The organism is Neisseria sp., from assembly GCF_041804105.1.
GTDB lineage: Bacteria > Pseudomonadota > Gammaproteobacteria > Burkholderiales > Neisseriaceae > Neisseria.
The window spans coordinates 1-12,643 of record NZ_JBHCJY010000081.1; the positions used below are offsets into that span (position 1 = coordinate 1).

At 54.7% G+C, this 12,643-nt stretch carries 12 protein-coding genes, 1 tRNA gene and 1 pseudogene; 13 read left to right on the top strand and 1 reads right to left on the bottom strand.

Going from position 1 to position 12,643, the window contains the following annotated elements; all coding sequences use genetic code 11:
• From ACEYDX_RS07505 to ACEYDX_RS07560, 12 genes and pseudogenes are all read left to right on the top strand, one after another.
• Window positions 1–394: NADPH-dependent FMN reductase (locus tag ACEYDX_RS07505; RefSeq protein ID WP_373741401.1), on the top strand; the 394-nt coding region annotated here is incomplete at its 5' end.
• Window positions 395–472: 78 nt separating this feature from the next.
• Complete coding sequence (locus ACEYDX_RS07510; RefSeq protein WP_373741402.1) at window positions 473–1,156, top strand: alpha/beta hydrolase; 684 nt, start codon at window positions 473–475, stop codon at window positions 1,154–1,156.
• Window positions 1,157–1,378: 222 nt separating this feature from the next.
• On the top strand, window positions 1,379–1,900 hold the full coding sequence (gene infC / locus ACEYDX_RS07515; RefSeq protein WP_373741433.1) for a translation initiation factor IF-3: 522 nt from the start codon (window positions 1,379–1,381) through the stop codon (window positions 1,898–1,900).
• Between the two features lie 172 nt (window positions 1,901–2,072).
• Window positions 2,073–2,270 (top strand): 50S ribosomal protein L35, encoded by a 198-nt coding sequence (rpmI, locus tag ACEYDX_RS07520; RefSeq protein WP_373741403.1) that lies wholly within the window; start codon window positions 2,073–2,075, stop codon window positions 2,268–2,270.
• A 13-nt stretch (window positions 2,271–2,283) separates the two neighbouring features.
• A complete protein-coding gene (gene rplT, locus ACEYDX_RS07525; protein ID WP_373741404.1) occupies window positions 2,284–2,640 on the top strand; it encodes a 50S ribosomal protein L20 in 357 nt (118 codons plus the stop codon).
• 293 nt (window positions 2,641–2,933) lie between these two features.
• On the top strand, window positions 2,934–3,923 hold the full coding sequence (gene pheS / locus ACEYDX_RS07530) for a phenylalanine--tRNA ligase subunit alpha (RefSeq protein ID WP_373741405.1): 990 nt from the start codon (window positions 2,934–2,936) through the stop codon (window positions 3,921–3,923).
• Between the two features lie 27 nt (window positions 3,924–3,950).
• A pseudogene (locus ACEYDX_RS07535) lies at window positions 3,951–4,550 on the top strand (Dam family site-specific DNA-(adenine-N6)-methyltransferase); the annotation flags it as partial.
• A gap of 11 nt (window positions 4,551–4,561) precedes the next feature.
• Complete coding sequence (locus ACEYDX_RS07540) at window positions 4,562–5,335, top strand: DpnI domain-containing protein (protein WP_373741406.1); 774 nt, start codon at window positions 4,562–4,564, stop codon at window positions 5,333–5,335.
• A gap of 257 nt (window positions 5,336–5,592) precedes the next feature.
• Complete coding sequence (gene pheT / locus ACEYDX_RS07545; RefSeq protein ID WP_373741407.1) at window positions 5,593–7,953, top strand: phenylalanine--tRNA ligase subunit beta; 2,361 nt, start codon at window positions 5,593–5,595, stop codon at window positions 7,951–7,953.
• A gap of 155 nt (window positions 7,954–8,108) precedes the next feature.
• Window positions 8,109–8,411 (top strand): integration host factor subunit alpha, encoded by a 303-nt coding sequence (locus ACEYDX_RS07550; protein WP_373741408.1) that lies wholly within the window; start codon window positions 8,109–8,111, stop codon window positions 8,409–8,411.
• Complete coding sequence (locus ACEYDX_RS07555; RefSeq protein ID WP_373741409.1) at window positions 8,395–8,721, top strand: hypothetical protein; 327 nt, start codon at window positions 8,395–8,397, stop codon at window positions 8,719–8,721. Before ACEYDX_RS07550 ends, ACEYDX_RS07555 begins: the two co-directional genes overlap by 17 nt.
• A gap of 26 nt (window positions 8,722–8,747) precedes the next feature.
• A tRNA-Pro gene (locus ACEYDX_RS07560) sits at window positions 8,748–8,824 on the top strand.
• A gap of 414 nt (window positions 8,825–9,238) precedes the next feature.
• Here the strand turns inward: ACEYDX_RS07560 and dnaX are convergent.
• Complete coding sequence (gene dnaX / locus ACEYDX_RS07565) at window positions 9,239–11,524, bottom strand: DNA polymerase III subunit gamma/tau (protein ID WP_373741410.1); 2,286 nt, start codon at window positions 11,522–11,524, stop codon at window positions 9,239–9,241.
• A 285-nt stretch (window positions 11,525–11,809) separates the two neighbouring features.
• On the opposite strand from dnaX, the gene ACEYDX_RS07570 reads away from it, so the two are divergent.
• Window positions 11,810–12,547, top strand: coding sequence for an aldose epimerase (locus ACEYDX_RS07570; protein ID WP_373741411.1), 738 nt, complete (start codon window positions 11,810–11,812; stop codon window positions 12,545–12,547).
• The last annotated feature ends 96 nt before the right edge of the window (window positions 12,548–12,643 follow it).

Sequence of the window (12,643 nt, forward strand, 5' to 3'; positions counted from 1 at the left end):
CCTCGATGCCGGAAGCGTGCCGCAATACGAACGCGTGGGCGCGCAGCTCAATGCCGCCGACGCCGTGCTGATTGTCAGTCCCGAACACAACCGCGCCATGCCCGCCGCCGTGAAAAACCTGATCGACATCGCCTCGCGCCCCTACGGCCAAAACGTGTGGCAGGGCAAAAAAGTGGCCATTGTTACCGCCTCGCCCGGCAGCTACGGCGGCATCAACAGCGGCCTGCAAATCCGCCAAAGCCTGCAATCGCTGGGGGCAAACGTGTTAATCGCTCCCGAAGTGTTCCTGAGCCGCGCCAACGCCGCGCTGGACAACGGCAAAGTGGCCGACGAGCGCACCGCGCAGTTTTTAAACAAATTTGCCGCCGCCTTTTACGCTTGGGCGGGGCAATAAAGCGAAAGGCCGTCTGAACGTTTGTTTGCAGACTTTCAGACGGCCTATCCATACACATCAATTTTAAAGGAAATAAACATGAACAAACCTGCAATCGTATTAGTACACGGCTTTTGGGGCGGAGCCGCCCACTGGGCCAAAGTGATTCCGCTCTTGCACAAGCAGGGTTTCGAGGTGCATGCCGTAGAAAACCCGCTTACTTCGTTGGCCGACGATGCCGAACGCACCCGCAAAATGGTCAAACAGATTGAAGGCGACGTTTTGCTGGTCGGCCACTCATACGGCGGCAAAGTGATTACCGAAATGGGTAATCTGCCGAACGTCAAAGGCTTGGTTTACATTGCCGCCTTCGCGCCCGACGCAGGCGAGAGCGCAGGCGGCATCAGCCAAGCCAACCCGCCCGCCGCCTTTGCCAACATCACACCCGACAGCGACGGCTACTTGTGGGTAAAACCCGAGCTGTACCGCGAAAGCTTTTGCCAGGATTTGAGCGAAGAAGAAGCGTTGGTCATGGCCGTTACCCAAAAAGCCCCGGTCGGCTCGACCTTCGGCGACACGGTAAGCGCACCGGCTTGGAAAGAAAAACCGAGCTGGTATCAGCTTTCCACCCAAGACCGCATGATTCATCCCGACAACCAAAAAATGATGGCCGAACGTATCAACCCCAGAAAAATCCTGACGCTTGATGCCAGCCATGCTTCCTTGGCCTCGCAGCCCGAAGCCGTTGCCGCATTGATTATCGAAGCGGCCCAGAATATCTAAAACTTAAAAGGCCGTCTGAAAAAGCGCAACCGCCGTTTTCAGACGGCCTGCCCGCACACAAATGCCTGTCTGAAAATTTTTCAGACAGGCACCGCCAAAAACGATTAAAATACGGGAATTTTACCGGCAGGCCGTCTGAAAGCCCGCCGCTTTCCGCAAAAGCACGCAGCAAAAACAGACCCGAAATGCGTGCAAAACCGATTAACCTGTATAGGAGAATTCATCATCGCACAAGAACGCGAAGCACGGATTAACGGCGAAATCACCGCCAAAGAAGTGCGTTTAATCAGTGGTACGGGCGAGCAGCTCGGCGTAGTGAACATCAAAGAAGCCATGGCCATGGCCGAAGAGCAGGACGTTGATTTGGTGGAGATTTCCCCAACGGCGAAACCGCCCGTCTGCAAACTGATGGACTTCGGCAAATACAAATACGAACAGTCCAAAAAACGCGACGAAGCCAAGAAAAAGCAGAAACAGGTGCAGATTAAGGAAATCAAGTTCCGCCCCGGCACCGACGACGGCGACTACAACATCAAAATGCGCAACATCAAACGCTTTCTGGAAGACGGCGACAAGGTCAAAGTTACCCTGCGCTTCCGCGGCCGCGAAATGGCCCACCAGGAACTCGGCGCGCAACTGTTGGAACGCGTGAAAGCCGATTTGGCGGAAGAGGGCCAGGTGGAGCAGTTCCCGAAAATGGAAGGCCGCCAAATGGTGATGATGATTGCGCCGAAAAAGAAATAAGGCTATAATTCCGCGCTTCCGATTCGAGCCGCAGTCGGAAGCGGTTTTTCAGACGGCCTGTCTGAAAAACAGGAAAACGGCGGCAAAAAACCGTGGTTGCGGGTTACAAGTATTCCGCCGAAAAGCGCAATCTCCCGCTGCCTTATCCGATAAAATCCAATGGAGTTTTCCCATGCCTAAAATGAAAACCAAGTCCGGCGCGAAAAAACGCTTCAAAGTCTTGGGCAACGGCGGCGTAAAACGCGCACACGCGTTCAAACGCCACATCCTGACCAAAAAAACCACCAAAAACAAACGCCAGCTGCGCGGCACCGCCATGGTGAACGATCGCGATTTGGCTTCTGTTGCCAAAATGTTGCCCTACGCTTAAAGGAGTTTAGAATATGCCACGCGTAAAACGCGGTGTAACCGCACGTGCCCGTCATAAAAAAGTATTAGCATTAGCCAAAGGCTACCGCGGCCGCCGCAAAAACGTCTACCGCGTTGCCAAGCAGGCGGTAATGAAGGCAGGCCAATATGCCTACCGTGACCGCCGTCAGCGCAAACGCCAGTTCCGTCAATTGTGGATTGCCCGTATCAATGCCGGCGCGCGTCAACACGGTTTGTCTTACAGCAAATTCATGAACGGCCTGAAACGCGCCGCCATCGAAATCGACCGCAAAGTATTGGCCGATTTGGCCGTATTCGACAAAGCCGTATTCGCCCAACTGGTTGAAAAAGCAAAAGCAGCCTTGGCTTAAGCGATTCAAGATGAGAAAGGAAACTTCGGTTTCCTTTTTTGTTTTTCAGACGGCCTGAACTTTCAATGGGCTGCGGCAGCAGGCGGGCACAGTTTTACCGTTGGCCAAGCCGTAAACTGCGTTGTTTTCGGCAAGCCAAACCGGTTTATAAAACAAGCAATTTGCGTTAAAATGCGGCCTTGTCGAATTTTAGCGGATTGGCCGGAAGGCCGTCTGAAAACAGTTTTTCAGACGGCCTTATTGTATTTTGTACAATTTGCCATCCGCTTCGGAAAAACCTTAGAAAAAACATCATGCAAAACGTAGACCAAATCGCCGCCGCAGGCATCGCCGCCGTAGAATCCGCCGCCGACTTTCAAACGCTGGAACTCGTCAAAGCCCAATACATGGGCAAAACGGGCGAACTGAACGCCCTTTTGAAACAGCTCGGCCAAATGTCGCCCGAAGAGCGCAAGACCGCCGGCGCGCACATCAACGAATGCAAAAACCGTTTTCAGACGGCCTACAACGCCAAGCGCGACGCGCTCAACGAAGCCAAGCTGCAAGCCCAGCTTGCCGCCGAAGCGCTCGATGTTACCCTGCCCGGACGCGGACAGGAAAGCGGCGGCCTGCACCCCGTCACCCTCACCCTGCAACGCGTGGTCGAACTCTTCCACGGCATGGGTTTCGAAGTGGCCGACGGCCCCGAAATCGAAGACGATTTCCACAACTTCCAAGCCCTCAACATCCCGCAAAACCACCCCGCCCGCGCCATGCAGGACACGTTCTACGTCGAAAACGGCGACGTATTGCGCACCCACACCTCGCCCATCCAAATCCGCTACATGTTGGACAAGAAAAACCCGCCCATCCGCATCATCGCCCCGGGCCGCGTGTACCGCGTGGACAGCGACGCCACCCACTCGCCCATGTTCCATCAAGCCGAAGGCCTGTGGGTGGAGGAAGGCGTCAGCTTCGCTGACCTCAAAGCCGTGTTCACCGAATTCATCCGCCGCTTTTTCGAGCGCGACGATTTGCAGGTGCGCTTCCGCCCCTCCTTCTTCCCCTTCACCGAACCCTCCGCCGAAATCGACATCATGGGCGACAACGGCAAATGGCTCGAAGTCGGCGGCTGCGGCATGGTGCATCCCAACGTATTGAAAAACGTCGGCATCGACCCCGAACAATACACCGGCTTCGCCTTCGGCATCGGCCTCGACCGCTTCGCCATGCTGCGCTACGGCGTAAACGATTTGCGGCTGTTTTTCGATAACGATTTGGCGTTTTTGAAGCAGTTTAAGTAAGTTAGCGGTTCAAGGCCGTCTGAAAACATGGCAACTTCCAAACCCTTTTTAAAATGGGCGGGCGGAAAAGCAAAGCTCGTCCCGTTTATATTGAGCAACTTTCCCAGCCAGCCCCGCAAACGCTTGATTGAACCGTTTGCAGGTTCGGCGGCTTTGTCGTTGGCTGTGGATTTTGACGCTTATCTGCTGAACGACAGCAACGCCGACCTCATCAATCTCTATCGGATATTGAAACAGGAAAAACAAGGATTTATTGCTTACGCGCGTTCGTTTTTCACGCCCGAAAACAATCAGGAAAACCGTTTTTACGCGCTGCGTGAACAATTCAATCAAAGCTAAGACGCAGCCGAACGCTCGGCCTTGTTCGTTTATCTGAACCGCCACGCTTTTAACAGGCTTTGCCGCTACAACAGCAAAGGCGGGTTTAACGTACCGTTCGGGCGTTATGCCGCACCGTACTTTCCCGAAGCGGAAATGCTGGGGTTTATCCAAAAATCCGATCGTATCGAATTGCTGTGTGGCGATTTTCAGACGGCCTTGGATGGGGCAAATGACGATGATGTGGTGTATTGCGATCCGCCTTATGTGCCGTTGAGCGAAACGGCTTCGTTTACTGCTTGTGTAAAAGGTTTTGTGCAATGAACCTGCATTTTGATACACGTTTAGCAGAAGGTTATAAAAGTGCTTCACAAATTGCGCGTGTTTTAACTGAAAACTGGATGGGTACAAATGTTTATTGCCCGAACTGCGGTTGCAAGCCAATAAATAAAGCACCGAATAACCGTCCTGTACAAGATTTTTTATGTTCACAATGTGATGAGCAGTTTGAGTTGAAAAGCAAAAACGGAAAATCAGCAGGAAAAATGGTTAATGATGGCGCATATCAAACCATGATTGAACGCATTCAGGCTGATGACAATCCCAACTTCTTTTTTCTGTCATACCGAAAAGCTGATTATTCCGTACAACAATTGATGCTTGTGCCAAAACATTTTATGACTGCTGATATGATTGTTCGCCGTAAACCGTTGCCCGAAACGGCAAAACGAGCAGGCTGGGTTGGTTGTACGATAAATATCAGCAGGCTGCCTGAAAGCGGTAAAATTTTACTGGTTAATCAAGCTCGGATTGTTGAGCCTGAACAGGTACACGAACAATGGAATGCCAACCTGTTTTTGCGAAAACAGAAATCAGCAAGCAAAGGATGGCTGTTAGCTATTATGAAGTGTATTGAAAGGCTGCCTGAAAAATTTGATTTGAAACAGATATATGAATTCGAGAAACAATTAGCAGTTCAATTTCCTGAAAACAATCATATTAAGGATAAAATCCGCCAGCAGTTGCAGATTTTGCGAGACCAGAATGTGATTGAGTTTTCTGCTCGCGGGCAGTATCGGAAAATTACTATTTAATATAAAGAGAAACTGAATATGGCATTATTTGAGATTGAAGTTAGAGAGGTTTTTAGCCGTAATGTCATTGAAGCAGATGAACACAAGGGTTACGAACGTAGCAATTTTCCCAAGAAACACATTTTTCATTCTGTTCTAGCATTAAAAGATATATTGGAAATTTATAAATGAACTGCCGTTTTATTTGATGAAATTTCCTATAAGTATTTGTTTTATATGCGAATAACCTTTTACATTTGGATTTAAAGATAAATAACATGCAATTCCCCTACACCTGGCTCAAAACCCAAGCCGATACCGATTTGTCCGCCGACCAACTTGCCCACCTGCTCACCATGGCCGGTTTGGAAGTGGAAGAAACCGCGCCTGCTGCTCCCGCATTTTCCGGCGTGGTGGTGGCGGAAGTGAAGTCCGTTGAAAAACATCCCGACGCCGACCGCCTGAACGTGACCCAAGTGGACGCGGGTACGGGCGGTTTGCTGCAAATCGTCTGCGGTGCGCCGAATGTGCGGGCGGGGATGAAGGTGCCGTGCGCGCTCGACGGCGCGGCCTTGCCGAACGATTTCAAAATCAAGCCGACCAAGATGCGCGGGGTGGTTTCCAACGGCATGCTGTGTTCCACCAACGAATTGGGCTTGCCCGACGACGGTGTGGACGGCCTGCACATTCTGCCCGCCGATGCGCCCGTCGGCCAAAACCTGCGCGATTATCTGGATTTGGACGACACGCTGTTCACGCTGAAAATCACGCCGAACCGTGCGGACTGCCTGAGCATCAAAGGCTTGGCGCGCGAAGTGGCGGCGCTGACGGGCTGCGCGTTCAGGCAGCCTGAAATTCAGACGGCCTCGGTGCAGAGCGCGAAAACCCAGCCCGTGCGCATCGATGCGCCCGAAGACTGCGGCTGTTTCCTCAGCCGCGTGATTGAAAACGTGAATGCCGCCGCGCCCACGCCCGCGTGGATGCGGCAGCGGCTGGAGCGCAGCGGCGTGCGCAGCATTTCCGCGCTGGTGGACATCGGCAATTATGTGATGCTGGAACTCGGCCAGCCGATGCACGTTTTCGATGCCGACAAGCTTTCGGGCAGCCTGATTGTGCGCCGCGCGAAAGAGGGCGAAACGCTGGCCTGCCTGAACGAGAAAACGGTATGCCTGTCTGAAAACACTTTGGTGATTGCCGACGAAAAAGGCGCGCTGAGCATGGCTGGTTTGATGGGCGGCGAGGCGAGCGCGGTTTCAGACGGCACCCGTAACATCGTGCTGGAAAGCGCGTGGTTCAAACCGGAGATTATTGCCGGAAAATCAAGGCAATACGGTTTCGGTTCGGACAGCTCGTTCCGCTTCGAGCGCGGCGTGGATTACCGCTTGCAGCGCGATGCGGTGGAGCGCGCCACCGAACTGGTGCTGCACATCTGCGGCGGCGCGGCGGGCGCAATTACCGAAGCCGAAGGCAGGCTGCCTGAAAGCCGCCAAGCCGCGCTGCGTTTGGCGCGCGTGGAAAAATTATTGGGCGTGAACATCGACGCCGAGCGCGTGCGCCAAATCCTGCACGGTTTGGGTTTGCAGCCCGAAGCAACCGCCGACGGCTTCCGCGTAACCGCGCCGTCGTTCCGCTATGATATTGAAATCGAAGCGGATTTGATTGAAGAAATCGCCCGCGTGTACGGCTACGAAAACATCCCCGACGATTACACCGCAGGCCGTCTGAACATGATGGCGCTGCCCGAAACCCGCCGCCCGCGTTTTGCCGTATACCAAAAAATGGCCGAACGCGGCTACCGCGAAGTGGTCAGCTACGCCTTTGTGGACGAAGCGTGGGAGCAGGATTTCGCCTCCAACGCCGACCCCATCCGCCTGCAAAACCCGCTGGCCGCGCAATACAGCGTGATGCGCTCCACGCTCATCGGCGGCTTGGTGGAAATCCTGCAAAACAACCTGAACCGCAAGCAGAACCGCGTGCGCATCTTTGAAATCGCCCGTGTGTTCCGCAAGCTTTCAGACGGCACCTTCGCGCAAAACGAACGCATCGGCGGCCTGTGGTACGGCTCCGCGCTGCCCGAACAATGGGGCGAAAAGACGCGCCCTGCCGATTTTTACGACATCAAAGCCGACGTCGAAGCCCTGCTGCAAGGTCAGGCCGTGTCGTTTGTGAAAGCCGGGCACGCCGCGCTGCACCCCGGCCGCACCGCCGAAATCGTTTCAGACGGCCAAGTCATCGGCTTCGTCGGCGAACTGCACCCGAAATGGCTGCAAAAATACGACCTGCCGCAAGCTCCGCTGGTGTTCGAAATCGACATGGCCGCCGTGTCGGCCACCGAGAAAACCCGCTACCGCGCCGTATCCAAATTCCAACCCGCCCGCCGCGACTTGGCGTTCGTGATGCCCGAAACCATGAGCCACGACGAACTTTTGGCGGTATTGAGAGACGTGAAAAGCCCGCTGGTGCAGGAAATCGAAGTGTTCGACGTTTACCGCGGAACAGGCCTGCCCGAGGGGACGAAGAGCATGGCGGTAAAAGTGATTTTGCAGGATGCGGACGCAACGCTGACGGATGAGGCAGTCGAATCAGTGATGACGGAGTTGGTTGCGGCGGCGGAGCAAACCGGCGTGAAGCTGCGCTGAGAAAAGGCCGTCTGAAAACCGGCCGAAAGGCCTGAACGGGTCTGTTCGGGCGGTATCGTTCCGGTCTGTCCGAAGCGAAAAATTTTCAGATATTCTCTTGAATTTCAAGCGGAATTTAGTGATAATGCCAACCTGTTCAAAATAAAGGTAAAAAAATGACATTAACCAAAGCCGAATTAGCAGATATTTTGGTCGACAAGGTCAGCAACGTGACCAAAAACGATGCCAAAGAAATCGTCGAACTCTTTTTTGAAGAAATCCGTACCACGCTCGAGCGCGGGGAAGAAATCAAAATTTCCGGTTTCGGCAACTTCCAATTGCGCGACAAACCGCAACGCCCGGGCCGAAATCCGAAAACCGGCGAAGAAGTGCCCATTTCCGCCCGCCGCGTGGTGACATTCCATGCCAGCCAGAAACTGAAAGGCATGGTGGAGCATTACTATGACAAACAGCGTTGATCAAACCATTCCGGCAAAACGTTATTTCACGCTCGACGAAGTGTGCCAACTGGTGCAGATCAACCCTGCGCAATTCGTCCGCTGGCAGCATGAAAACGGTGCGGTTATCGGCTACGGCGGCGAGCATTACACGCGCTTGGATGTGGTGAAACTGATGAAGTTGAAAGACAGCTTCGCGCCTTATGTCGACGGTTTCAACTACAACCTGAACGATGCGGAGGGAAACCCTGCCGCAGATGCGGAAGAAGTGCGTGCCGGACTGGAAAATATCCTGTCGGACATCGAAAAAGCACTTGCCAATCCGGCATAAAAAAAATATAATCTTTCTCCTTGAGTCGGAGTGTGGCGCAGTCTGGTAGCGCACTTGCATGGGGTGCAAGGGGTCGAAGGTTCGAATCCTTTCACTCCGACCAAAAACATATAAAGTCAGCTTGTTATCAGGCTGGCTTTTTTGTTGTCTGATGATTTGGAGTGGGGAAACAAAGCCGTTTAGGACTATGCCGATTAGGATTTTTGCAGATTTGGATGCGGGTGTTTAATGGGTGATTTCTGTTGCAGGCATCTGATGCGGTACGGGGCAGAATAGGTGAGGTTGCTGGCTTGCTGTTTGTGCGGGAATGTTTGCGGGAATGTTTGATGTACAAACGTACAAACATACATAACACCGTTAGAACCCGGATGAGCTGCATTACCTGCGAAATTAAGAGGTTTGCCAAAGTATGGTGATTTGATTTGGGATAAATTTTGCGAAGTCAGGAAAACATATATTCAGGCCGTCTGAAAAACGTTCAGACGGCCTGAATTTTTAAGGATATCGGTTTGGGCGGTCAGCTGTTATTTTCCGCTAAAACCAAGGTATCGGGCAGCCATTGGGCTTCGAATACCTGCAGAATCTGCTGTGCGGCGGCATCGGCTTCGAGTAGGGCGCGGGCGCGCTCCTTGCCTTCCTGCTGCCGTCGGCGGGCATACATGGACGGGGTTTCCCAGCCTGCATCGTCGCGCCACGGCTCGGTTTGCAGTTTGAGCGGCAGGTTGTATGCGGCGGCGAGGGTGTCGCGGATTTTGTCGAGACGCTCTTTGTTGGTGGTGGCGCGGGCTTCATCGGTAAGCGACAGCTTCATCAGGTGGGTATCGCTGTCGTAGCCGGTAAATGCAGCGTGTTGGGCCACCATTTGCGCCGCACCGAGCCTGCGGGCAAAGTGTTTGGCGATGTCGTGCCAATGTTCCGGAGCGAATGGTGGCGGTGGGGAGAATGCGGTATCGTCTTCCGCAGCTCCGGTGTCGGGTTCATCTGTTTCATCCGTACTGCTAGGGACGTCGGGAGCGGATGGCTCGGAAATGTCCGCAAGATAATCGCCGTCGTCGGGAAAGTAGGGCGGTTCGGGATAATCGGGCCGGTCTGTATGGTTGTAGGCAGACGTGTCGTAGGCCGTCTGAATACTGCTTTCCGAAGCGGGAAAACGGTTGTCGGACGGCGAGGTTTGGGCGGTTTCTCCGGGGGCGGACAAGGATGCGTTGTCTGCCAAGCCGTCGGAACCGTTTTCAGACGGTCTGTTCGGAGAAGATGCCGTCTGAACGTTATGCCGCGTGTTTTCCGGAACATCGGAATGAGGTTGAACGGATGTTTCGTCTGCCGGAGTATCTGTTCCGCCTGTCGGTCGGTTTGTTCCGGCGGTTGTCGGTTCGGCGGATTCAGGCGGATTGACCGTATGCGGGGCCGTCTGAATGCGGTCGGTCGGTCGGGCTGTGTGCGGCGTTTCTTCCCAAGGCGGAGTGTCCTGCAATGCCTGTGTAGCGGCGGATGCGGAGCGGGTGTCGCTTTGTGCCGGCTGCGGCTGTTCCGCTTTTTCAGACGGCGTTTCAGGTGCGGGATGAGATGCAGGAGCAACGGCCGTCTGAACGGAATCGGGCGAAGCTGCGGCGTGTTCAGACGGCCTGCTGTCGGGCAGGCTCAAGGGCTTCTTTGCCGCGTGTTCCGCATGAAGCTGCGTGCCTTCGATTACGCCGTCGGCGCTGTGGTTTTTGGCGGCAAACGGTGCGAACGCCAGCATCCGCAGCAGCGTCATCACGAAGCCGGCGTATTCGTCGGGCGCAAGGCTCAAATCCTGTTTGCCGTGGACGGCGCATTGGTAGTAGAGCTGAATCTGTTCGCCGCTCAGGTATTGGCTGATGCGCAGCAGGGTTTCGCGTTCGGGGTCGTCGGCGGCAAGGGAGGAGGGCACAATCTGGATGGTGGCCAGCCGTTGCAGCAAAACGGCCAGCTCGCTCAAGGCGCTGTCGAAACCGATGGCGCGGGCGGCCATTTCCTGAGCTTTGGCCAGCAGGGCTTCGCCGTCTTGGTTGACGATGCCTTGCAGCAGTTCGTACAGATAATGTTTGTCGACAGCGCCGATCATCTGGCGCACGTCGTGCTCGGCCACGCTGCCCGAACCCATGGCGATGGCTTGGTCGAGCAGGCTCAGCGCGTCGCGCATCGAACCCATCGCCGCACGTCCCAAGAGTTGCAGCGCAGGGGCTTCAAACGGGATGTTTTCCTGCGTCAGCACAAAGGCCAGATGGTCGGCCACCTGTTGTGCGGTCATGTTGCGCAGCACGAATTGCAGGCAGCGGCTCAATACGGTAACGGGCACTTTGTGCGGATCGGTGGTGGCGAGAATGAATTTGACGTGTTCGGGCGGCTCTTCCAGCGTTTTCAGCATGGCGTTGAAGGCCGATTTCGACAGCATGTGCACTTCGTCGATGATATAGACTTTGTATTTGCCCGCCGTCGGCGCATACTGCGCGTTTTCGAGCACTTCGCGGATGTTGTCGATGCCGGTGTTGGATGCCGCGTCGATTTCGAGCAGGTCGACGTAACGCCCCGAATCAATCTGCGTGCAGCTTTGGCAGTGGCCGCAAGGTTCGCCGTGGTCGGCGTTGTCGCAGTTCAGGCTTTTGGCCAAAATGCGCGCAATCGTGGTTTTGCCTACGCCGCGCGTGCCCGTGAGCAGGTAGGCGTGGTGCAGACGGCCTTCGTCGAGCGCGTTGCGCAACGCTTTGACAACATGTTCCTGGCCGACCAAATCGGCAAAGGTTTTCGGACGCCACTTGCGGGCAAGCACTTGGTAAGCCATAGGGATTCTCTACAAAAACAAAACACATCAGGCGTTTCAGACGGAGCGGGTGTCCGCCCGTCCGCAACCGTGTTTTCAGACGGCCTGAACATAACGGTTGCAGCCTGTATCTTCAATATAAGCAGCACGGTAATGCAGGCGGTGGTAAGGCCGTCTGAAAACCGAAAAAACGGCGCTATTCTAACATCCCTGCCTGACGAACGCTTAACTTGATGCCCGCCGTTTGTGCGGCCATATCGTGTTATAATCTTACGCAATTATCACAAAATGCTTCTATAAACAAAAATGCCTGCAACCACCCTGCAAAACCGCCGCGCCTGCGTGCGTATCGACACGCGCGGTGCCTACATCGACACGCTCCGGCTGGCCGGACGCGACGTTTTCTTCCCCAAAACCATGCTGCCCGTCAACGGCACACCCAAGCTGCGCGGCGGAATGCACGTCTGCCTGCCGCAGTTCGGCATGGATGCAGACGGCGTGTTCGACAACCACGGTTTCGGCCGCACGCTTGATTGGGCAATCACCGCGCAAAGCCAAGACGCCGTCCGCCTGCTGCTCGACCGCCCTGCCCAAGCGGGTTACGCACACAGCCAGTGGCAGCTCGATTACAGCCTGCCCGACGAAAACCGTTTTTCCGCCGTGCTGACGGTGCGCAATTTGGGCGGTGCGCCCATCCGTACCACGCCGGGATTTCATCCTTATTTTCATGCCGAATCTTCCCGTTTCGGTTTCAACGGCGAAACATATGATGCGGCGGACTTGGGTAAGGCGGCGTTTGTCGATGCCGGCCGTGAGACCCGTGCTGCTTTCGACGGGGAAGGCATCGTTTTTGCCACGGACAACCTGCCTGTTTACGCATTGTGGAGCGACCGCAACGGCAGCTACATCTGCGCCGAACCCACCGCGCAGGGCAATGCCTTCCTTTCGCCCGCCGACGAAACGCAGTTTGTACCGCCGCAGGGCGAAAAAACTTACGGCTTGGAAATCCGTTGGGAACACACCGCAGACGCGCAGGGTTCATAAGTTTATTGGTGCACAAAGGCCGTCTGAAAATGTTTTTCAGGCGGCCTTTGCACTTCTTGCCGCGCCATACCGTAAATTTCTGTATCGAACCCAAAA

Bases quoted from the DNA above. Each gene is read 5' to 3' on its own strand.
- ACEYDX_RS07510 (WP_373741402.1), top strand. From the start codon at position 473: ATGAACAAACCTGCAATCGTATTAGTACACGGCTTTTGGGGCGGAGCC.
- rpmI (WP_373741403.1), top strand. From the start codon at position 2,073: ATGCCTAAAATGAAAACCAAGTCCGGCGCGAAAAAACGCTTCAAAGTC.
- rplT (WP_373741404.1), top strand. From the start codon at position 2,284: ATGCCACGCGTAAAACGCGGTGTAACCGCACGTGCCCGTCATAAAAAA.
- pheS (WP_373741405.1), top strand. From the start codon at position 2,934: ATGCAAAACGTAGACCAAATCGCCGCCGCAGGCATCGCCGCCGTAGAA.
- ACEYDX_RS07540 (WP_373741406.1), top strand. From the start codon at position 4,562: ATGAACCTGCATTTTGATACACGTTTAGCAGAAGGTTATAAAAGTGCT.
- pheT (WP_373741407.1), top strand. From the start codon at position 5,593: ATGCAATTCCCCTACACCTGGCTCAAAACCCAAGCCGATACCGATTTG.
- ACEYDX_RS07550 (WP_373741408.1), top strand. From the start codon at position 8,109: ATGACATTAACCAAAGCCGAATTAGCAGATATTTTGGTCGACAAGGTC.
- ACEYDX_RS07555 (WP_373741409.1), top strand. From the start codon at position 8,395: ATGACAAACAGCGTTGATCAAACCATTCCGGCAAAACGTTATTTCACG.
- dnaX (WP_373741410.1), bottom strand. From the start codon at position 11,524: ATGGCTTACCAAGTGCTTGCCCGCAAGTGGCGTCCGAAAACCTTTGCC.
- ACEYDX_RS07570 (WP_373741411.1), top strand. From the start codon at position 11,810: ATGCCTGCAACCACCCTGCAAAACCGCCGCGCCTGCGTGCGTATCGAC.